Raw genomic sequence first — 20826 nt, 5'->3', positions numbered from 1 at the left:
TTCAGCTCTCGGCGGCGAGGCCGTCCTTGATGGCGCGGGTGAACTTCACGACCCGCTCGGCCTGGACCCGGGTGGCGGTCAGGGTCTGATCGCCGACCGGGATGTCGCCCTGGCCGGCCACGTGCGAGGTGCCGTACGGATTGCCGTCGACGAATTTCGACGGGTCCGTGTAGCCGGGGGCGACCAGGATGCCGCCGAAGTGGTGGATCGTGTTGTAGAGCGCGAGCAGCGTGGACTCCTGGCCGCCGTGGGTGGTGCTGGTGGAGGTGAAGCCGCTGTAGACCTTGTCCGCGAGGTGGCCCGCCTGCCAGTGGCCGCCGAGCGTGTCGAGGAACTGCTTGAGCTGGGCGCTCACGTTGCCGAACCGGGTCGGCGTACCGAGGATCACGGCGTCCGCCCAGATCATGTCGTCGGGCGAGACCTCGGTGATGTCGGCAGTGGCCTTCGCGTTGGCCGCCCACGCCGGATTGGAGTCGATGGCCGCCTGCGGGGCGAGCTCGCGGGCCTTGCGCATCCGCACCTCGGCACCGGCCTTCTCGGCATACTGCGCGATGGCCTTGGCGATCGTGGCGACGGTTCCGGTCGACGAGTAGTAGATGACGGCGACGTTGACGGGCGTGGGCATTGCGCGAACCTCCGGCAAGCTGATGGGACGCATCCGTACGGACCCGCGGGCAGGGGCCTTGCGGGAGGAATGCGTACGGATGCGACGATACGGAAGAGCCGGGCGTTCGGCGCTTCGAGCGCGCGCCCTTCGTTCGTCCCGCCCCCGACGGCTCACTTCAGCGGCGTACCGTCCTCGTGCAGTTGCATCTGCGGCCGCCCGGTCACCAGCAGCCAGGCGGGCAGCGAGGCGATGCACAGGATCGGCAGCACGCCCGCGTCGCCGACCAGCACCGCGGCGGTGAACAGGCTCAGCCAGCCCTGCCGGGTGATCGCCAGCAGCACCCCCAGTACCCCGCAGGTCACCGCCAGCGCCACCGGCACCGAGGCGACCAGGGCGTGGGCGCAGAGCCCCAGAGCGACACCCACGAAGACCGCGGGGAAGATCCGCCCGCCACGGAAGCCGCAGCTCGCCGCGATCACCAGCGCGGCCGCCTTCACCAGGGCCAGGAGCGCGAACTGCCAGGCCGAGTGGCCGCCCGGGTCGGCGGCGAGCTCCTTCACCTCGTCGAGCCCCTTGAACAGGGTGAGACGGCCGCCCAGCGCACCCAGCAGGCCGAGCAGCAGCCCGCCCGCGGTCAGCGCCAGGACCGGACGCCTCAGGGCCCGGAAGAGCCGGTGCGCGTACGGGAACGCGTACACCGTCAACATGCCGAGCACGGCCCCCGCCAGGGCGATGACGACGGAGGAGGACAGGTCGCCCCAGCGTGGCCGCTCGTAGGCCGGCAGTGCCAGGTCGAAGCTGGGGTGGGCCAGCAGCGTCATGGTGAGCGCGCCCGCCGTGCCCGCCGCGAGCGGCCCGAAGAGGCGGTCCCAGAGTGCGCCCGGCTCGGCGCGTGAGGCGAGGGTCTCGGTGAGGATCAGCGCGGCGGCGACCGGGGTGCCGAAGAGCGCGCCGATGGTGCCGGCCGCGGCGAGCGAGAGCCAGAGCGCCACCGGCGTGCCGGGCATGAGCCTGCGGCCGAGCCGGCAGGCCAGCGCGATGTTGGCGGCCGTGACCGGATTCTCCGGACCGAGGCTGACCCCGCCCGCCAGGGTGAGGACCGTGACCAGCAGCAGCCCCGGCACCACTCCCGGCGCCAGCGGCGGATCGACCAGCCCGGTGGTCGCCGGGTCGGGACCCGCGTGACCGGGCACCGCCCGGACGAGCAGGCCGACCGCCAGCCCGCTCGCGGTGAGCATCACGATCATCCAGAGCGCGGAGTAGCGGCCGACGGAGAGTGCGTCGGGGAACGTCTCCCAGAGCACGCCCTGAAGCTTTTCCGCGAGCAGGCTGATGCCGAGCAGGACGAGGGCGGAGAGGACCCCGACGGCCAGGGAGGGCACGATGACGGGCAGCAGCCGCTGTACGGGGGTGGGTTCACGGGCGGATCCGGCGAGGGCGGAGGATTCGGTGGCCACCGGCTCACCATAACGGCGTAAAAGGTACATAACCCTTCCGGGGGTGCCGGAGTGGCGGCAATTCGGGCTTGCACCTCACGTCACGTCAGGGCCCAGGCTCGGGACGTACCCGATCGGAGAAGGGAGCGAAGGGGTCATGGATTACTCCGTGGGACAGGTCGCCGGATTCGCCGGAGTCACGGTGCGCACCCTGCACCACTACGACGGCATCGGACTGCTCTCGCCCAGCGCGCGCAGCCGGGCCGGGCACCGCCGCTACGACGACGGCGATCTCGACCGGCTCCAGCAGATCCTGTTCTACCGGGAACTCGGCTTCCCGCTCGACGAGATCGCGGTACTGCTCGACGATCCGCGGGCGGACCCGCAGGAGCACCTGCGGCGCCAGCACCGGCTGCTCTCCGGCCGGATCGCCGAGCTGAGAAGGATGGCCGACGCCGTCGAGACAGCAATGGAGGCACGGAAGATGGGCATCAACCTCACGCCCGAGGAGAAGTTCGAGGTCTTCGGGGGCAAGGACCCCGAGGAGCACGCCGAGGAGGCCGAACGCCGCTGGGGCGGCACCGACCTGTACGCCGAATCGCAGCGCCGGGCCGCCCGGTACACCAAGGACGACTGGAAGCGGATGCAGGCGGAGGTCACCGAATGGACCGCCGCCTACGACGCGCTGATGGAGGCCGGGGAGCCGGCCACCGGCGAGCGGGCGATGGAGCTGGCCGAGGCCCACCGGCTGCACATCGGCAAGTGGTTCTACGAGTGCTCCGCCGAGATGCACCGGGGGCTCGGCGAGATGTACGTGTCCGACGAGCGGTTCCGCGCGTACTACGACTCGATGCGGCCCGGCCTGGCCGAGCACCTGCGGGACGCGATCGAGGCCAACGCCCGGCGCCTGGGGTGACCGCCACGGGGCGGGGACGCCGGGCGGGGCGTCCTCGCTCCCGTGGCCGTGCCCGCTCAGCTCCGGCTGATCACGACCGCGGTTCCGTACGCGCACACCTCCGTGCCCACGTCGGCCGCCTCGGTCACGTCGAAGCGCATCATCAGCACCGCGTTGGCGCCCCGGGCCTTCGCCTGCTCGACGAGCCGCTCCATCGCCTGGTTGCGGGTCTCGACGAGCGTCTTGGTCAGCCCCTTCAGCTCGCCGCCGATCATGGACTTCAGCCCGGCGCCGATCTGGCTGCCCAGGTGGCGGGAGCGCACGGTGAGGCCGAACACCTCCCCGATCACCCGCGTCACCTGGTGGCCCGGCACGTCGTTCGTCGTGACGACCAGGACGTCCGAACGCTCCGTCTGCCCGCCGCCGTAATCCTCAATGCCCATCGTTTGGCACCTCCTGGGGGCCAGCTTTGTCCCGGTTGGCCCGGTGTGCATCCCCGGCCGGGCCGGTGGGTGTCCTCGCGGGGGGTATCTGGAACCCGGGGGCGTCGTCCTGCGTTGATAGCTTTGGGCGGCCACGCAGCCGCCATCGATCGATCCAGGAGCCCCGGACCCTTGAATACGCTTGCGCTCGGCCCGAGCTGGCTGGACCCGGACTATCTGATCAACACCTTCGGGCTTCCCGGTGTCCTCCTCATCGTGTTCGCCGAGTCCGGACTGCTGATCGGCTTCTTCCTCCCCGGCGACTCGCTCTTGTTCACCACGGGGCTGCTGGTGACCACCGGCCAGCTGAAGACCCCGCTCTGGCTGGTCTGCCTGCTGGTGGCGCTGGCGGCGATCATCGGCGACCAGGTGGGCTATCTCTTCGGCCGCAAGGTCGGCCCCTCGCTCTTCAAGCGCCCGGACTCCCGCCTCTTCAAGCAGGAGAACGTCGAGAAGGCGCACGACTTCTTCGAGAAGTACGGCCCGAAGTCGCTGATCCTGGCCCGCTTCGTGCCCGTGGTGCGTACGTTCACGCCGATCATCGCCGGTGTGAGCCGGATGAACTACCGCTCGTTCATCGTGTTCAACATCATCGGCGGAGTCCTCTGGGGCGTCGGCGTCACGCTGCTCGGCTCGGCCCTCGGCAAGATCGACTTCGTCCACGAGAACATCGAGGCGATGCTCATCCTGATCGTGCTCATCTCGGTGGTGCCGATCGCGATCGAGTTCCTGCGCGCCCGCTCCAAGTCGAAGAAGGAAGCGGCGTCCGGCGGCAGCGAGGGCCACGGCCCGTCCGCCGGGGGCAGCCCGGCCCCGGGCCAGCGCGGCCGTCACGCCAAGCGCTGACGCACCCTCCGGCCGCAGGGGATCAGAAGCCGCGCGTCCGTTTGGCCGCGCGGCGGCCCGCCCCGCCGACCGCACCCGGCACCCGCATGAACAGCCGGGAGATCTCGCTCCCCAGGTTCACCCCGATCGCGATGGCCAGCGCCGTGGCCACCGCGGTCGACAGCGAGGAGAGCCCGGCGTTCACCCGCCCCTGGGCCACGGCCAGCAGACCGAAGTACGTGGCCGAACCGGGCAGCAGCGGGCCGATCGCCGCGGTGATGAACGGCAGCGACGAGGTGTACCGGTAGCGCGAGAGCAGCTGCCCGAACAGTCCCACCAGACCGGCCGCCGTCGCCGTCGCCGCCACCGGCGAGATGTTGCCGGTGCGGGCCATCGCCCCGTAGATCACCCAGGCCACACCGCCGTTGAGGGTCACCGCCAGCACCGTGGACCGGTCCTGCTGGAGCAGGATCGCGAAGGCGAAACAGAGCGCCATCGACGCCAGGATCTGAACCACCGGCCGGTCCGGGGCGATGAACCTGGCCTCGGGGTTCAGCTGGGCGCCCAGCTGGAGCCCCAGATACAGCACCAGCAGCACACCGACCACGATGCCGATGAACAGGTACATGACTTCGAGCAGCCGCGCGGCCGCGGTGATGTAGAAACCGGTCAGCCCGTCCTGCACCCCCGCCACCAGGGCCCGCCCCGGCAGCAGCGCGAACAGCCCACCGGTGATGACCGCGGACGGTTGCAGGTCCGACCAGTGGGTCAGGGTCAGCGCCACCCCCAGCGCGGCCGGCGGCATCGCCGCCGCCACGAACTGGTAGAACTCCGGCAGCCCACGCCCGGCACAGAGCCAGGCGAGCCGGTCGCCGAGCATCGCGCCGACCGCCGCCACCAGGAACACCAGCGGACCACCGCCGAGCAGCACCGACGCCGCCCCCGCGAGCCCGCCGGCGGCCAGTGTGAGCACCCAGCCGGAGTACGGGTGCCGGTTGCGCCGGATCTCCGCCAGTCGCCGGTAGGCCTCCTCCAGCGAGACCTCGACGTCCTCGGTGGTGATGTCGTCGATGAGCCGGAACACGGCGGCCAGCCGGGTGTAGTCGGTGGCGCGGCGGCGTACGGTACGGCTCGACGTCACCGGGTCGTCGACCAGCGACGGCTGGTGCGAGATGGACAGCAGGGTGAAGGTGACCGTGGGCTCGCAGCGGTCCAGGCCGTAGCTGCGGGTCACCGCGAACATGGCCGCCTCGACGTCCTCGGCGCCCTCGCCGCCCGCCAGCAGCAGCTCCCCGATACGCAGCGTCAGGTCGAGGACGCGGGGCACCGCGGGCCCCGCCTCGTCGGCCTTCTGTACCGTCTCGGGCGCCGGGCGCTCGGCGACCGGCATCCGCAGCATCGTGCGCATCCGGTCCTGCCAGGGGGCCTCCTTGGTCAGCCGGATCATCGGGCTGCCGTGGGCCGGGGTGAAGGCGGGCGGCGAGTGCTGGGCGCTGTAGGTGCGCGGCGGGGCGAAGGCCGAACCGATCGTCTCCGAACCAGAACCGGACCCCGGGGCGGAGCCCGAAGCGGAACCTGTTCCCGGCCCCTGGGGCTCGGTCGTCAGACCGGCCGGAACGGCGAACTCCGATGTCGGGTGGTCGTCGTCGGGCGCGGACGCGCGCCGGTCCACCCCGGCCGGCGGCGTGAAGGCGCTGCGCGCCTCGTCGGACTGGGGCTTCTGGTCCTCCGGACCGCCCTGTTCCGCCACCACTCGACCTCGCTCCTCTCGGCTGCGCGCCATCGGCCGCACCTGTGCCCAGTATGGCCACGGGACGCGGCCCGGACGCCAGGAGGGCTCCACGCGGATCGCGGCGGACCCGCGGAGCAGGCGACATGCGGATCGCGGCGGACCCGCGGAGCAGGCGACACGCGGGTCGCGGTGGACCCGCGGAACGGGCGCTCGACGGGTCGTGCGGTACACGCGGAGCAGCCGCCGCACGAACCGCGGCGGACACGCGGAACGGGCGGCACTCCGCGATGAGGAGTACCGCCCGTTCCCGGCCCGGAACCGTGGAAACGGAACCGTGTCACGTACCTCGGCCGGAATCCGGCCACGACCCTCGGGTCAGTGCGCGCCGCCCTGCGCCTCAAGGCGCTTGTAGGAGGCCTCGATCTCGGCCTCGGCCTCGGCGCGGCCGACCCAGTCGGCACCCTCGACCGACTTGCCGGGCTCCAGGTCCTTGTAGACCTCGAAGAAGTGCTGGATCTCCAGGCGGTCGAACTCCGACACGTGGTGGATGTCGCGCAGGTGCTCCACCCGGGGGTCGGAGGCCGGCACGCACAGCAGCTTGTCGTCGCCGCCGGCCTCGTCCGTCATCCGGAACATGCCGATGGCGCGGCACTTGATGAGGCAGCCGGGGAAGGTCGGCTCCTCCAGGATGACCAGCGCGTCCAGCGGGTCGCCGTCCTCGCCGAGGGTGTTCTCGACGAAGCCGTAGTCCGCCGGGTAGCTGGTCGAGGTGAAGAGTCGACGGTCCAGGCGGATCCGACCGGTCTCGTGGTCCACCTCGTACTTGTTCCGCGAACCCTTCGGGATCTCGATAACGACGTCGAACTCCACGGGTGGCTCCTCCATGATCAACACATACGACTGGTGATTAAGTGTCCCCCACGCAGATGTGTGCTCGCGAAAGGGGCTGGTCAACGGTGGACGAGCCGGTGAAAAGACCGTCGGTCAACCCGCTGGACAAGCTGAGCAGGCGCACCCTCCGGGCCGCCGTGATCAGGTTGAAGGGACTGAACGACCGGCAGTTCACCGCCGTCTCCGCCGGCCTCGGCCTGGCGCTCGCAGCCGGCGTCGTCCTTGCCGCCGGCCCCTGGGACTCGGGTCAGCGTAAGGCCGAGATCGACTGGGCCGCCGCCCGGAACCGTACAGGTGGCGCACATCACGAGCCCGCCGCGCCGCCCGGACCGGCCCCCGCACCCAGCGCCCCGGCCGTTCTGGACGCCCTTTCCGCCGCCGTCGACAACGCCGCCCCGGACGCCCGCACCACCCCCAACGGCGCAGCCGCCGCACTCCGCGCCGCCCTCGGCCCGCTGCTGAAGGACTCCGCCCTGGGCGACCGGCGCGCCGCCGTCGTCATCGACACCGCCACCGGCGAGCGGCTGTACGACCAGGGCGCCGGTACCCCCATGACGCCCGCCTCCACCGTCAAGATCGCCACCGCGGTCGCCGCCCTCGGCGCCCTCGGCCCCGACCACCGCATCGCCACCGAGGTCCGGGCGTCCGCCGACCTCCGGTCCATCGCCCTGGTCGGCGGCGGCGACCCCACCCTCGACAAGGCCGCCCTGCGCAGACTGGCCACCGACACCGCCCGCGCCCTGAAGGACCAGGGCGTCGGCAAGGCCCGCCTCACGTACGACACCTCCCGCTACTCCGGGCCGGCCAGGCACCCGATCGGCCCCAACGAGAACATCGCGCCCGTCAGCGCCCTGATGACCGACGAGGGCAGGCTCGACAACTCCGCGAGCGGACCCGCCCCGCGCAGCGACGACCCGGCCGGGGACACCGCCCGTACCTTCGCGAAGCTGCTCCACGACGCCGGGATCGACACCGCGGCGGAGCCGAAGCACGGCCGCCCGGCCGCCGGGTCCCGGAAGGTCGCCGAACACCGCTCCGTCCCGCTCTCCGCCCTGGTCGAACGAGCCCTGACCAACAGTGACAACGACATCGCCGAGGCGCTCGCCAGGCAGACCGCCCTCGCCGCGGGTGAACCGGCCGACTTCGCGGGCGGCCGACGGGCCGTCACCGCACAGCTCAAGAAGCTCGGCCTGCCGCTGAAGGGGGCGGACCTCGCCGACGGCAGCGGACTGAACCGCAAGGACAAGGTCACCGCCGGACTGCTGGCCGGCCTCCTCGCCCGCGCGGCCGACCCCGACCACCCCGAACTGCGCCCGGTCCTCACCGGCCTCCCGGTCGCCGGTTTCAGCGGCACGCTCAGCGACCGCTTCACCGGGAAGTCCGCCGGCACCGGCCTGATCCGCGCCAAGACCGGCACCCTCACCGGCGTGAACACCCTCGCGGGAACGGTCGTCGACCACCAGGGCCGGCTGCTCGCCTTCGCCTTCCTGTCCTCCGGCACGACCTCCCCGTCCGAAGCCCAGTCCGCCCTCGACACACTTGCCACAGCCCTGAGCACCGTCCCCCGCTGAGCCGGTCGACACCACACCGCGGACCGACCCGAGCACGTACGGTTGACGCATGACGAGCATCGGTGGTGCCGAGATGGTCGACTGGAATCTCGCGGTCGCGACCGCGACCCGACTTGTGCGGCCGGGGCCGGAGATCAGCCGCGAGGAGGCCCGCGAAGTCGTCGCGGAGCTGCGCCGGCATGCCAAGGCCGCGGAGGAGCACGTCCGTTCCTTCACCCGGATGATCCCGGAGGGGACCCGGCCGGAGGACACCCCGGTCCTGGTCGTGGACCGGGCCGGCTGGATCAAGGCCAATGTCGCGGGCTTCCGCGAACTGCTCCGCCCGCTGCTGGGGAAGATGCAGGACCGGCGCGCGGGCGGCCCCGGCGGCGCGGTGCTCGGCGCCGTCGGCGGCAAGGTCACCGGCGTCGAGGTCGGGATGCTGCTGTCCTTCCTGGCCTCCCGGGTCCTCGGCCAGTACGAGACGTTCGCCCCGGCCACCCGCGAGCTCCCCGCCTCGGCCGACGGCGGCGGCAGGCTGCTGCTCGTCGCCCCGAACATCGTCCACGTCGAGCGTGAACTGGAGGTCGATCCGCACGACTTCCGGCTCTGGGTCGCGCTCCACGAGGAGACCCACCGGACCCAGTTCACCGGCGTGCCCTGGCTCCGCGACCACCTCCAGGGCGAGATCCAGTCATTCCTCGACGAGACCGACGTCGATCCGATGGCCGTGCTGGAACGGCTCCGCGAGGCCGCCCAGTCCCTGGCCGGCGGGCGCCCCGAGGGCGAAGAGGGCGAGGACGGCGGCCGCAGCCTGGTCGAACTCGTCCAGACGCCCTCCCAGCGCGAGATTCTCGGCCGGCTCACCGCCGTGATGTCCCTGCTCGAAGGCCACGCCGACTACGTGATGGACGGCGTCGGCCCCGAGGTGGTCTCATCCGTCGACGAGATCCGCGAGAAGTTCCAGCAGCGCAGGGCGCGCGGCGCCGGCCGCCTCGACCAGGCGCTGCGCAAGCTCCTCGGCCTCGACGCCAAGCTGCGCCAGTACCGCGACGGCGAACGGTTCGTCCGGGCCGTGGTCGAAGAGGTCGGCATGGACGGCTTCAACCGGGTCTGGACCTCGCCGAACACCCTGCCCACCAAGGCGGAGATCGCGAAGCCCGCGGACTGGATCGCGAGGGTGCACCGTAGGGCAGAGTCCTGACCATGGGCGGTCCGCCGGCGGACGGCAGGATGAGAACGCGCCGGTAATCACCCATCCGAGGGACCGTAGGGGCATGGGAAGGCGTGCAATGCTCGATGGACGGCTTGCCTCTGTCACCATCGACGCACTCTGAGTGACGGCGCACTTCTCCGTCCGCCGCTCCGAGGCACCTCACCGAACCTTCATGAAGGGCACCGGACATGGGTCCCCATCCTGCGGTCGCGGCGATACGCCTGGCGGTCCGCCGCGTACTCCACGACGTACTCACCGATCACATCCGAAGCGCCGACCTCAACCGGCGCACCCCGCACCCCGAGCTCGCCGAAGCCGGTGCGGGCAGGCAGCGCGCCGCACTCCCCGAGCGCCCCGACACCCCACTGGTGCTGGTGGCCTGCTCCGGCGGCGCCGATTCCATGGCCCTCGCCTCGGCCCTTGCCTTCGAGGCCCCCAAACTCGCCGTCCGGGCCGGCGCAATCACCGTCGACCACGGCCTCCAGGACGGCTCCGACGAGCGGGCCGCCGAGGTCGTGGACCGCCTCACCGACCTGCGCCTCGACCCGGTCGAGTCCGTCGCCGTGCGGGTCGGTCACGAAGGCGGCCCCGAGGCCGCGGCCCGGGACGCCCGCTACGCCGCCCTTGACGCGGCGGCGGAGCGGCACGGCGCCGCCGCCGTCCTGCTCGGACACACCCGTGACGACCAGGCGGAGACGGTGCTGCTCGGCCTCGCCCGCGGCTCCGGCATCCGCTCGCTCTCCGGCATGGCCGCCGCATCCGGACCGGCCGGCCGCTACCGCCGCCCCTTCCTCCAACTCGACCGGCAGACCGCCCGCAAGGCGTGCCTCGTCCAGTCGCTGCCCGTCTGGGACGACCCGCACAACATCGACCCGGCCTACACCCGCTCCCGGCTGCGCCACGAGGGCCTGCCCGCCCTGGAGAAGGCGCTGGGCAAAGGGGTCGTCGAGGCCCTGGCCCGTACCGCGCAGCTCTCCCGCGACGACGCCGACGCGCTGGACACCTGGGCCGCCGAGGCCGGCCGAGCCGCGCGGGACGACGCGGGCCGGCTGGAGTGCGCCAAGTTGTTCGCGCTGCCGCCCGCCGTACGCCGCCGGGTCCTGCGCCGGGCAGTCTTGGAGGCCGGTTCCCCGGCCGGCTCGCTCTTCGCCCGTCACATCGAGGAAGTCGACCGTCTGATCACCGGCTGGCGCGGCCAGCGCGCCATCAACCTGCCCGGACGCGTCGAAGCCATGCGGCAGGGTGGCAGACTGGTCATTCGGCAGAGCTGAAGCACAAGCGGCTGACATGCAGGCGAGCGGCCGCGCAGGTGCGGGGGCAACACCCCGGACCCGGCAGGCAGAGAAAGAGACGCGGGTGAACGAGAAGGACATGGGCACCGACCTTCAGTCGGTGCTCCTCACCAAGGAAGAGATCGACGCGAAGCTCGTCGAGCTGGCCGCGAAGATCGACGCGGAGTACGCGGGCAAGGACCTGCTCATCGTCGGTGTCCTCAAGGGCGCAGTGATGGTGATGGCGGACCTGGCGCGCGCGCTGTCCACCCCCGTCACCATGGACTGGATGGCCGTCTCGTCGTACGGCGCCGGCACCCAGTCCTCCGGAGTGGTCCGGATCCTGAAGGACCTGGACACCGACATCAAGGGCAAGCACGTCCTGATCGTCGAGGACATCATCGACTCGGGCCTGACGCTGTCGTGGCTGATGTCGAACCTCGGCTCGCGGGAGCCCGCCTCCCTGGAGATCTGCACCCTCCTGCGCAAGCCGGACGCGGCCAAGGTCGCGCTCGACTGCAAGTGGGTCGGTTTCGACATCCCCAACGAGTTCGTCGTCGGCTACGGGCTCGACTACGCCGAGAAGTACCGCAACCTCCCCTTCGTCGGCACCCTCGCCCCGCACGTCTACGGGGGCTGACCTCCGCCCGGAGCCCTTCGCCCGGCCCCGGCGGTGCCCGGACCGACCGGAGCCGACGGCGGGGAACCTTTCACGGGCTTCCCGCCGTTGAGTCTTCGAAGGCGGGTTTTGACAGACGTCCCCGGCAGTCGCGGGTGACAATGCTGGGGTACCGTCCGAAGAACAGTCTTTTCTCACAGCAGCATTTACCTACGGGCAGGAGGGACGGGGCGGCTTCGCCCCGTATGGATGGACGTGAAGCGATACTTCCGTGGGCCGGTCATGTGGATCGTGCTGGCCGTCCTCGCCGTGGTCGTGTTGATGACAGTCGTCGGCTCGTCGGGCGGCTACAAATCGGTGGACACCGGCAAGGTGATCCAGGCGATCAGCAAGGACCAGGTGGCGCAGGCCAAGCTGACCACCGGTGACGAACAGATCATCAAGATCGAGTTGAAGAAGGGCCAGAAGCTCTCGGGCGAGTCCGGCACCAAGTTCCAGGCGAGCTACATCGGCAACCAGGGTGTCCAGATCGCGGACACGCTGCAGCAGAAGTTCGAGAGCGGCAAGATCGGCGAGGGCTACACGGTCTCGCCGTCCAAGCAGTCCCCGTTCATCTCGATCCTCCTCTCGCTGCTGCCGTTCGTCCTGATCGTGGTCGTCTTCCTGTTCCTGATGAATCAGATGCAGGGCGGCGGCTCCCGGGTCATGCAGTTCGGGAAGTCCAAGGCCAAGCTGATCACCAAGGACACGCCGAAGACGACGTTCGCCGATGTGGCGGGGTCGGACGAGGCTGTCGAGGAGCTCCAGGAGATCAAGGAGTTCCTCCAGGAGCCGGCGAAGTTCCAGGCCGTCGGCGCGAAGATCCCCAAGGGCGTCCTGCTGTACGGGCCGCCCGGTACGGGCAAGACGCTGCTCGCACGCGCCGTCGCCGGCGAGGCGGGCGTCCCGTTCTACTCGATCTCCGGTTCCGACTTCGTCGAGATGTTCGTCGGTGTCGGTGCCAGCCGGGTCCGTGACCTCTTCGAGCAGGCCAAGGCGAACGCCCCGGCGATCGTCTTCGTCGACGAGATCGACGCCGTAGGCCGGCACCGCGGTGCCGGAATGGGCGGCGGGCACGACGAGCGCGAGCAGACGCTGAACCAGCTGCTCGTCGAGATGGACGGCTTCGACGTGAAGGGCGGCGTCATCCTGATCGCCGCCACGAACCGGCCGGACATCCTCGACCCGGCGCTGCTGCGTCCGGGCCGCTTCGACCGGCAGATCGCGGTCGACCGGCCGGACATGCAGGGCCGCCTGGAGATCCTCAAGGTGCACCAGAAGGGCAAGCCGGTAGCGAAGGACGTCGACCTCGGCGCCGTCGCCCGTCGTACGCCCGGCTTCACCGGTGCCGACCTGTCGAACGTGCTGAACGAAGCGGCGCTCCTCACGGCGCGCGGCAATCTGAAGCTGATCGACAACAAGATGCTCGACGAGGCCATCGACCGTGTCGTGGCGGGCCCGCAGAAGCGGACCCGGATCATGTCCGAGAAGGAGAAGAAGATCACCGCGTACCACGAGGGCGGACACGCCCTGGTCGCGGCGGCTTCCCCCCAGGCGGACCCGGTCCACAAGATCACGATCCTCTCCCGCGGCCGCGCCCTCGGTTACACGATGGTGCTCCCGGAGGAGGACAAGTACTCCACGACGCGCAACGAGATGCTCGACCAGCTGGCCTACATGCTGGGCGGACGCGCGGCCGAGGAGCTGGTCTTCCACGACCCGACCACCGGCGCCGCCAACGACATCGAGAAGGCCACCGCAACGGCTCGCGCGATGGTCACGCAGTACGGCATGACGGAGCGGCTCGGCGCGATCAAGTTCGGCGGCGACAACACCGAGCCCTTCGTGGGCCGGGAGATGGGCCACCAGCGCGACTACTCGGAAGAGGTCGCGGCCCTGGTCGACGAGGAGGTCAAGAAGCTCATCGAGACCGCCCACAACGACGCGTGGGAGATCCTCGTCGAGAACCGCGACGTCCTGGACAACCTGGTGCTCCAGCTCCTGGAGAAGGAGACGCTCGGCAAGGAGGAGATCGCCGAGATCTTCGCCCCGATCGTGAAGCGCCCGGCCCGTCCGGCGTGGACCGGTTCGGCCCGGCGTACGCCTTCGACGCGGCCCCCGGTGCTCTCGCCGAAGGAGCTCGCCCTCACCAACGGCGCCACCACGGCGAACGGCACGGCCGTCCCCACGGACACCGTCCCGGCCACCGAGGTCGTCCCGGAGGACCGGCCCGAGAGCTGATCCCGTTCCCCGGTGTGGCCCCTTTCACGGAGGTCGCGCCGGGCCCGGAATGGAAGCCGCGCCCCCACAGGTTCTAGCCTGTGGAGGCGCGGCTTTTTCGTACGCCCGTGCGGAGGTATGGCGCGGGTGACAGCTCAGAGGAACGAGGCACAGATGACCGACCCGGTGACGCTGGACGGCCAGGGTTCGATCGGCGACTTCGACGAGAAGCGGGCCGAGGCCGCCGTACGCGAACTCCTCATCGCGGTGGGCGAGGACCCGGACCGCGAGGGACTGCGCGAGACGCCGGGGCGGGTGGCGCGGGCGTACAAGGAGATATTCGCCGGCCTCCACCAGGAGCCCGAGGACGTCCTGACGACCACGTTCGACCTCGGTCACGACGAGATGGTGCTGGTCAAGGACATCGAAGTGTTCAGTACCTGTGAACATCATCTGGTCCCGTTCAGGGGCGTCGCACACGTCGGGTACATCCCGGCGACCACCGGCAAGATCACCGGTCTTTCCAAGCTGGCCCGGCTGGTCGACGTCTACGCCCGCCGCCCGCAGGTCCAGGAGCGGCTGACCACGCAGATCGCCGAGTCCCTGATGGAGATCCTGGAGCCGCGCGGGGTCATCGTCGTCATCGAGTGTGAGCACATGTGCATGTCGATGCGCGGGATCCGCAAGCCGGGGGCCAAGACGCTGACCTCGGCGGTGCGCGGACAGCTCCGTGACCCCGCGACGCGTGCCGAGGCGATGAGCCTGATCATGGCGCGCTGACCGGACCCGGATTCGGATCCGGAAGCAGCCTCACCACAGGAGCTCGGTGGCCCTACGCGGCCGCCGAGCTCCTGTCGTTGTCCTCGTCCTCCGGGAGCTTGCAGATGCGCTCCAGCCAGAGGGCCGCGGCGACCACGGCGATGCCCGCCAGGACGGCGAAGCCCGCGTAGATGGCCTGGTCGCGGCGGGCCGGGATGTCGAGGGAGCCGAGCAGGAAGACGCCGATGCCGCCGTACATGCCGGAGACCAGGGAGACGACCAGGGCGCTGGCCTGGCCGAAGACGACAGCGCGGGCGGCCATCAGGGGCTCGATGCCCTTGGCTCCCGGCCGGCGCTCGCGCTGGGCGCGCAGCCGGGAACGGACGGAGAGCGCCGTCGCCAGCAGGATGACGGCGATCACCGCGAGCACGATCGGCGCGGCGAGGGGAACACTCGGCAGGCTGCCCAGGGAGTCCCAGAGGCGGGCGCCGCCCCAGGAGAGCACTCCGGCAGCGGCGAAGAGGCCGACCAGTACCCCGAGCCTGAGTTGCTTCACCGAGAGATCCGCCCTTCGCCGCCAGTGGTCAGTTTCCGTCGAGCCTAACGACTACTCGGGCAGGCGGAGTTCCAGATCGGCGCGGGGCAGCACGCCTTCCCGGCCGACTCCGGCCAGCAGCTCCGCGACGGGACCGGCGCCGGGCAGCTGGGCCTCGGGGTCGACGTCGTGCCACGGGGCGAGGACGAAGGCCCGCTCATGGGCCCTGGGGTGGGGGAGGGTGAGCACCGGGTCGTCGGAGACGACGTCTGCGTAAGCCACGATGTCGACGTCTATGGTGCGCGGGCCCCAGCGCTCCTCGCGGACCCGGTCGAAGGCCTCCTCGACGGCCTGGCCGCGCTCCAGGAGGGAGGACGGGGGGAGCGTCGTCTTCACGACGATCACCGCGTTGAAGTACGAGGGCTGGGACCCGGGTGCGACGCCCCACGGCTCCGTCTCGTACACCGGGGAGACGGCTTTGACCCGCAGGCCGGGGGTGTCCTCCAGCGCGTCGATGGCGCCCTGGAGGGTCTCCAGGCGGTTGCCGAGGTTGGAGCCCAGGGAGATCACGGCACGCTTGGGGTTGGAGAGGGTGACGTCCGCCGCGTCGACCTGTTCGACCACGGCGGCGGGCACCGGCTGGACGGTCGGGTCGCTCTGCCCCTCGGTGGAAAACGCAGTCATACTCGGCTCCGGGTGATGGTGATGGTCACATCGTCGAAGGGGACGGTGATCGGCGCATCCGGCTTGTGCACCACGACCTCCACCTCCTGGACTCCTTCGTGCTTGAGGCACTGCTGGGCGATGCGCTCCGCGAGCGTTTCGATCAGGTCGACGGGGTCACCCTGCACCACTTCGACGACCTCCTCCGCGACGACGCCGTAGTGCACGGTCTTCGTCAGGTCGTCGGAGGCTGCCGCGGGGCGGGTGTCCAGGCCGAGCACCAGGTCCACGATGAAGGTCTGGCCCTCTTCCCGTTCCTTGGGAAAGACGCCATGGTGTCCACGGGCCTTGAGGCCGCGCAGCGCGACACGATCCACGCGAATCACTCCTGCTGTCGTTGGTCGTAGAGACACGGGGCCGCGTGCGGACGGCGAGGTGCTCTCTTTCGAATCTACCTGCGAGCACCGACAGTGCTCGCCCGCGGGGGCCGTGGACGCGGCCTCACGGACTGGTAGCCGCGTATACCCGCACGGCCCCGTTCCAACCCCGTTCGGGGGCGCGGCCGCCCGGCCGGCCGGTCAGGAGGGTGTCTCTTCGTCCTCTTCGTCACCGGTTTCGGTCAGTACGGGCGAGCCGTGGTGGGACCAGAGCTTCCAGCCGTCGGGTGTGCGCCGGAACACATTGGTGGCCACGACGAGTTGGCCGACCAGTGGGCCGAGGGCGTTGCCGTCCTCCGCCGGGCCGCCGCTGAGGATGTTCTCCGTGCAGGTCACCAGGGCCGTGTCACCGGTCATCGAGACCCCGACGTCGGTCAGGAAGAACTGGATGTACTCGGTGTTCGCCATGATCAGCGCGTAACTGCGCAGCACCTCGCCGCGGCCGGTCAGCACCGGCCAGCCCGGATGGACGCAGGAGACGGTGAGGTCCTCGCCCGGCAGCCAGAGACCGGAGAGCTCCTCCAGGTCGCCGCGCTCCATCGCCTCGTAGAAGGCCGTGTTGGTCTGCTCGACGGCCGCGATGTCGGCAGCCGCCTCCGCGTGCTCGTCACGGGGCCCGCTCACGAAGCTCCCTCGATGGCGCGGGCGACCCGTACGGCGTCGGCCGTGGCCCGGACCTCGTGGACCCGGACGGCCCAGGCGCCCGCGTGCGCGGACAGGGCGGAGATCGCCGCGGTGGCGGCGTCGCGTTCGCGGGCGGGCGGCGGTGCGGCGCCCTCGCCGGCCAGTACGTGGCCGAGGAAGCGCTTGCGGGAGGCGGCGACCAGCAGTGGGCGGCCCAGGGCACGCAGCTCGTCGAGGTGGGCGACCAGGGCGAGGTCGTGGGCGGCGTCCTTGGCGAAGCCGAGACCGGGGTCGATCACGATCCGTTCCGGGGCGATGCCGCCCGCGACCACGGCGTCCATCCGTTCCCGCAGCTCGGCGACGACCTCGGCGACGACGTCCCCGTACACCGCCCGGCTGTTCATGGACTCGCTGAAGCCGCGCCAGTGCATCACCACGAAGGGGGCGCCGGCCGCGGCGACGACCCGGACCATGTCGGGGTCGGCGAGGCCGCCGCTCACGTCGTTGACCAGGACGGCTCCGGCCGCGACCGCCTCGTCGGCGACCCGGGCCCGCATGGTGTCCACGGAGACCGTGACCCCTTCGGACGCCAGGCCCTTGACCACCGGGACCACGCGCCGCAGCTCCTCCGACGCGTCCACCCGGCTCGCGCCGGGGCGGGTCGACTCGCCGCCGACGTCGATCAGGTCGGCGCCCCGGGCCACCAGGTCGAGGCCGTGTTTGACCGCGGCCATCGTGTCGAACCAGCGCCCTCCGTCGGAGAAGGAGTCCGGGGTCACGTTCACGACACCCATGACCGCGCAGCGGTCCCACTCCGGAAGGCCCTGGACCGTGCCTCGTCCACGCAACGTACTCATGCGACCAGCGTAGGCCCCGGATGGAGCGGAGCTACGCCGCGCGCGCGTGCTGCTCCCGGCCGGGCGCCGCGGTGTGGGCGCAGGGGCGGGGCCGGGGCGCCGGGAAGCGGCGGGCGAAGGGGCGGGGGAGCGCGAGGCTCACGAAGCCCTCCGCCTGCATGGCGGCGAGGGAGATGCGGGGCAGGTCGCGGGCGGTGCGGTAGACGACGAAGCGGGGCTCCCAGCGGGGGCGGAACTTGGCATTGAACTTGTACAGCGACTCGATCTGGAACCAGCGCGACAGGAAGATCAGCAGTCCGCGCCAGGTACGCAGCACCGGTCCGGCGCCCAGCTTCTCGCCCCGGGCGAGTGCCGAGCGGAACATCGCGAAGTTCAGCGAGACGCGTTCGACGGAGAGCTGGGGGGCCGCCTGGAGGGCGGCGACGATCAGCAGTTCGTTCATGCCGGGATCGGCGGAGCGGTCGCGGCGCATCAGGTCGAGAGACATGCCGTCGGGGCCCCACGGGACGAAGTGGAGCACGGCCTTCAGGTCGCCGTAGGGGGACTCGCCTGCGTGCTCGTCGGCCTTGTGGGCGGTGGCGATGACACAGTCCCCGTCGGCCGGGTCACCGATCCGGCCCAGCGCCATGGAGAAGCCGCGCTCGTTGTCGGTGCCGCGCCAGTCGTCGGCGGCCCGGCGGATGCGGGCCAGTTCGGCGTCGCCGATCTCGCCCACGCGCCGGACCCGAGTCTCGTAGCCGAGCCGTTCAATGCGCTTCACCATCTGGCGTACGTTGCGCATCGCGCGCCCGGCGAGCGAGAAATCCGCGACGTCCACCACCGCCTCGTCGCCCAGTTCCAGGGCGTCGAGCCCGGTCTCGCGGGTCCAGACCTCGCCGCCGGTCTCGCCGCAGCCCATCACGGCCGGGGTCCAGGAATGGGCCCTGGCCTCGTCCATGAACCGTTCGATGGCGCCCGGCCAGGCCTCCACGTCGCCGATCGGGTCGCCGCTGGCCAGCATCACCCCGGACACCACGCGGTAGCAGACGGCGGCCTTGCCGCTGGGGGAGAAGACGACGCCCTTGTCGCGGCGGAGCGCGAAGTGCCCGAGCGAGTCGCGGCCGCCGTGCCTCTCCAGCAGGGCGCGCAGGCGGACCTCGTCGTCCTCGGTGAGGCGGGCGGCCGGGTGCTCGGGGCGGAAGGCGAGGTAGATGGTGGTGACGGCGGTGAGCAGACCGAGGGCGCCCAGGGAGTACGCCACGGTCCAGGAGGTGTCGCCGGCGTACTCGACGGGCCCCTCGAAGCCGAGCATTCCGTACAGCACGTGCTGGAGCCGGTCGGCGATGCTGGGGCTCCCGACCACCCGGCCGGGGTGCGCGCTGACGACGACGAGCCCGAGGGCCAGCGAACCCGCACCGAGGAGCACGAAGTTGGCCAGCGCCCGCCAGCGGCTCCTGGGGTCGGGGAGCGCGGCGAACTCGCCGCGGTTGCGGACGAGCAGCAGGCAGAGCACCAGCGAGACGAGCGTGCCGATGACCGAGTGCCGGTAGGTGAACTGCGCCAGCGCACCGGCCGGCAGCAGGACGACGGCGGCCCGCCAGGCCCGCCGCTTTCGCCGCTTGAGGCCGTGGGCGAGCAGCAGCAGCAGGACGCCGGCGCTCAGCGAGAGCGCGGCGGCGAACGGCCCGAGGGCGCCGGGCAGTACCTCGGCGAGGGTGTGCATCCGGCTGTGCCGGAAGCGCGGGAAGACGCCCGCGGCGACATCGATCAGGCCGACGACGGTGCAAGCGGTACCGACCAGCGTCGGTACGGATTCGGGGCGCGGGCCGCGTACGAGCTTGCGTACAGAGCTCGGGCCGCGCAGGAACTTGCGTACAGGGCCCGGAACCGATCCCGAATTATCCCCATCTAGCGTGACAGACATCGCTTCCCGTGGTTCCGCGAGAGATTCTTGAGTCCTTCGGCCGTGGTCCTCCGGACGATGTACGACCTGTAGGACGAGGCTTCCGGGACCGGGGTTCACCCGAGAACCGGAAATTTCCAGACAAGAAAGCTCACACCCATGGGCCTTACCGGCAATGTGTTCCTGGGCTTGGTCATCGGGCTGGCCGTGGTGTCCTTCGCCGCCACGATCTGGCTCTGGCCCCGGCTGGCCCGCCGCAGCGTGCGCGCGGTGCTGGGCAGGGTCGGCCTGCTGCTGGCGACCCAGGTGATGGTCTTCTCCTCGGTCGGTCTGCTGGCCAACAACTCCTTTCTCTTCTACGGGTCGTGGGCCGACCTGCTCGGCCAGAAGCAGGATCTGGGCGTCGTCACGGACCACGCGGCCGGGACGCTGGCGGCCAAGAACATCGTCCGGGTCGGGATGCAGCTGCCGGACGTGCCGGGCGCCTCGCAGCCGGTGAAGAGCGGGCGGATCGACAAGGTCGTGATCTCGGGCCGGCGGTCGGCGATCGAGAGCTCGGCGTACGTGTACCTCCCGCCCGAGTACTTCCAGCCGGCGTTCGCGCACCGGAAGTTCCCCGCCGTGGTGGTCCTCACCGGCTACCCGGGCATTCCGGAGAACCTCCTGAAGGGCCTCGACTATCCGCGGACCGCGCACGACCGGGTGAAGGCGGGCAAGGCGCAGCCGATGATCCTGGTGATGCTGCGGCCGACGCTGGCGCCGCCGCGGGACACCGAGTGCGTGGACATCAAGGGCGGGCCGCAGACCGAGACGTTCCTCGCGGAGGATCTGCCGAACGTGGTCTCGGAGGTGTACCGGGTCGGCAGACTGGCCCACAACTGGGGCATCATGGGCAATTCGACCGGTGGTTACTGTGCGTTGAAGATCGGCCTCCACCACCCGGACCGGTTCACCGCGAGCGTCGGGCTCTCCGCGTACTACAAGGCGGCCGAGGACCCGACGACCGGTGATCTCTTCCAGGGCGACCAGCAGGCCCGTGACCGCGCCGATCTGATGTGGACCCTGGATCACCTGCCGAAGCAGCCCGACGTGTCCTTCCTGGTCACGACGTCCCGGCACGGCGAGGGGAACTACCGCTCCACGCAGCGGTTCATCTCCAAGGTGAAGTCGCCCGCCCAGGTCTCCTCGATCGTGCTCGACAGCGGCGGGCACAACTTCAACACCTGGCGGCGGGAGATCCCTTCGGCGCTGGACTGGATGAGCAGCCGGCTCAGCGAGAACTGACG

Annotated in this window: 20 protein-coding genes; 9 read left to right on the top strand and 11 right to left on the bottom strand. The window is 70.9% G+C overall.

Annotation, left to right across the window (positions count from 1 at the left end; genetic code table 11):
• Position 1 precedes the first annotated feature (1 nt).
• Positions 2 to 625 (bottom strand): NAD(P)H:quinone oxidoreductase, encoded by a 624-nt coding sequence (wrbA, locus tag ACIRJP_RS29275; RefSeq protein WP_404180321.1) that lies wholly within the window; start codon positions 623 to 625, stop codon positions 2 to 4.
• A 152-nt stretch (positions 626 to 777) separates the two neighbouring features.
• On the bottom strand, positions 778 to 2064 hold the full coding sequence (locus tag ACIRJP_RS29270) for an ion channel protein (protein WP_404180318.1): 1287 nt from the start codon (positions 2062 to 2064) through the stop codon (positions 778 to 780).
• A gap of 136 nt (positions 2065 to 2200) precedes the next feature.
• Here ACIRJP_RS29270 and ACIRJP_RS29265 point away from each other — a divergent pair, with 136 nt between their 5' ends.
• Complete coding sequence (locus ACIRJP_RS29265; RefSeq protein ID WP_404180315.1) at positions 2201 to 2959, top strand: MerR family transcriptional regulator; 759 nt, start codon at positions 2201 to 2203, stop codon at positions 2957 to 2959.
• A gap of 56 nt (positions 2960 to 3015) precedes the next feature.
• Here the strand turns inward: ACIRJP_RS29265 and ACIRJP_RS29260 are convergent, their stop codons facing one another.
• Positions 3016 to 3381 carry a YbjQ family protein gene (locus ACIRJP_RS29260; RefSeq protein WP_404180312.1) on the bottom strand — a complete coding sequence of 122 codons (366 nt, stop codon included), beginning with the start codon at positions 3379 to 3381 and terminating at the stop codon, positions 3016 to 3018.
• Between the two features lie 171 nt (positions 3382 to 3552).
• Here ACIRJP_RS29260 and ACIRJP_RS29255 point away from each other — a divergent pair, with 171 nt between their 5' ends.
• A complete protein-coding gene (locus ACIRJP_RS29255) occupies positions 3553 to 4266 on the top strand; it encodes a DedA family protein (protein WP_404180309.1) in 714 nt (237 codons plus the stop codon).
• 22 nt (positions 4267 to 4288) lie between these two features.
• On the opposite strand, the gene ACIRJP_RS29250 is transcribed toward ACIRJP_RS29255, so the two are convergent.
• On the bottom strand, positions 4289 to 5998 hold the full coding sequence (locus tag ACIRJP_RS29250) for a threonine/serine exporter ThrE family protein (RefSeq protein WP_404180419.1): 1710 nt from the start codon (positions 5996 to 5998) through the stop codon (positions 4289 to 4291).
• A 354-nt stretch (positions 5999 to 6352) separates the two neighbouring features.
• Complete coding sequence (locus ACIRJP_RS29245; RefSeq protein ID WP_031090989.1) at positions 6353 to 6847, bottom strand: inorganic diphosphatase; 495 nt, start codon at positions 6845 to 6847, stop codon at positions 6353 to 6355.
• An 86-nt stretch (positions 6848 to 6933) separates the two neighbouring features.
• Between ACIRJP_RS29245 and dacB the strand changes: the two genes are divergently transcribed.
• From dacB to folE, 6 genes are all read left to right on the top strand, one after another.
• Positions 6934 to 8439 carry a D-alanyl-D-alanine carboxypeptidase/D-alanyl-D-alanine-endopeptidase gene (gene dacB, locus ACIRJP_RS29240; RefSeq protein WP_404180306.1) on the top strand — a complete coding sequence of 502 codons (1506 nt, stop codon included), beginning with the start codon at positions 6934 to 6936 and terminating at the stop codon, positions 8437 to 8439.
• Between the two features lie 49 nt (positions 8440 to 8488).
• Complete coding sequence (locus ACIRJP_RS29235) at positions 8489 to 9622, top strand: zinc-dependent metalloprotease (RefSeq protein WP_404180303.1); 1134 nt, start codon at positions 8489 to 8491, stop codon at positions 9620 to 9622.
• Positions 9623 to 9822: 200 nt separating this feature from the next.
• Positions 9823 to 10905: a tRNA lysidine(34) synthetase TilS gene (tilS, locus tag ACIRJP_RS29230; RefSeq protein ID WP_404180300.1), complete on the top strand. Its 1083-nt coding sequence runs from the start codon at positions 9823 to 9825 to the stop codon at positions 10903 to 10905.
• A 100-nt stretch (positions 10906 to 11005) separates the two neighbouring features.
• Complete coding sequence (gene hpt / locus ACIRJP_RS29225; RefSeq protein WP_072487175.1) at positions 11006 to 11545, top strand: hypoxanthine phosphoribosyltransferase; 540 nt, start codon at positions 11006 to 11008, stop codon at positions 11543 to 11545.
• Positions 11546 to 11773: 228 nt separating this feature from the next.
• A complete protein-coding gene (gene ftsH, locus ACIRJP_RS29220) occupies positions 11774 to 13804 on the top strand; it encodes an ATP-dependent zinc metalloprotease FtsH (RefSeq protein ID WP_404180297.1) in 2031 nt (676 codons plus the stop codon).
• Between the two features lie 153 nt (positions 13805 to 13957).
• Positions 13958 to 14563 (top strand): GTP cyclohydrolase I FolE, encoded by a 606-nt coding sequence (folE, locus tag ACIRJP_RS29215; RefSeq protein ID WP_404180416.1) that lies wholly within the window; start codon positions 13958 to 13960, stop codon positions 14561 to 14563.
• A 52-nt stretch (positions 14564 to 14615) separates the two neighbouring features.
• Here folE and ACIRJP_RS29210 read toward each other — a convergent pair whose 3' ends face one another.
• The 6 genes from ACIRJP_RS29210 to ACIRJP_RS29185 all read right to left on the bottom strand — a co-directional run bounded on the left by ACIRJP_RS29210 (position 14616) and on the right by ACIRJP_RS29185 (position 19561).
• Positions 14616 to 15098 carry a DUF3180 domain-containing protein gene (locus ACIRJP_RS29210; RefSeq protein WP_404180294.1) on the bottom strand — a complete coding sequence of 161 codons (483 nt, stop codon included), beginning with the start codon at positions 15096 to 15098 and terminating at the stop codon, positions 14616 to 14618.
• Positions 15099 to 15149: 51 nt separating this feature from the next.
• Positions 15150 to 15761, bottom strand: a complete 612-nt coding sequence (folK, locus tag ACIRJP_RS29205; protein ID WP_404180291.1) for a 2-amino-4-hydroxy-6-hydroxymethyldihydropteridine diphosphokinase — start codon at positions 15759 to 15761, stop codon at positions 15150 to 15152.
• Entirely contained in the window at positions 15758 to 16117 is a 360-nt protein-coding gene (gene folB, locus ACIRJP_RS29200) for a dihydroneopterin aldolase (RefSeq protein WP_266731883.1), read from the bottom strand. The genes folK and folB overlap by 4 nt, the downstream gene beginning before the upstream one ends.
• 201 nt (positions 16118 to 16318) lie before the next feature.
• Entirely contained in the window at positions 16319 to 16801 is a 483-nt protein-coding gene (locus ACIRJP_RS29195; RefSeq protein WP_404180288.1) for a nuclear transport factor 2 family protein, read from the bottom strand.
• Entirely contained in the window at positions 16798 to 17595 is a 798-nt protein-coding gene (gene folP, locus ACIRJP_RS29190; RefSeq protein ID WP_404180413.1) for a dihydropteroate synthase, read from the bottom strand. The genes ACIRJP_RS29195 and folP overlap by 4 nt, the downstream gene beginning before the upstream one ends.
• Positions 17596 to 17689: 94 nt before the next feature.
• The gene (locus tag ACIRJP_RS29185) at positions 17690 to 19561 is read right to left on the bottom strand and encodes a phosphatidylglycerol lysyltransferase domain-containing protein (protein ID WP_404180285.1); all 1872 of its coding nucleotides are present in this window, start codon (positions 19559 to 19561) and stop codon (positions 17690 to 17692) included.
• Positions 19562 to 19699: 138 nt separating this feature from the next.
• On the opposite strand from ACIRJP_RS29185, the gene ACIRJP_RS29180 reads away from it, so the two are divergent.
• Positions 19700 to 20824 (top strand): alpha/beta hydrolase, encoded by a 1125-nt coding sequence (locus tag ACIRJP_RS29180; protein ID WP_404180282.1) that lies wholly within the window; start codon positions 19700 to 19702, stop codon positions 20822 to 20824.
• Positions 20825 to 20826 lie beyond the last annotated feature (2 nt).

Source organism: Streptomyces sp. NPDC102437, assembly GCF_044765565.1.
In the GTDB taxonomy this organism is placed as follows: Bacteria; Actinomycetota; Actinomycetes; order Streptomycetales; family Streptomycetaceae; genus Streptomyces.
The sequence above is the reverse complement of the archived record's forward strand: the minus strand, read 5'-3'. Positions and strand labels throughout refer to the sequence as shown.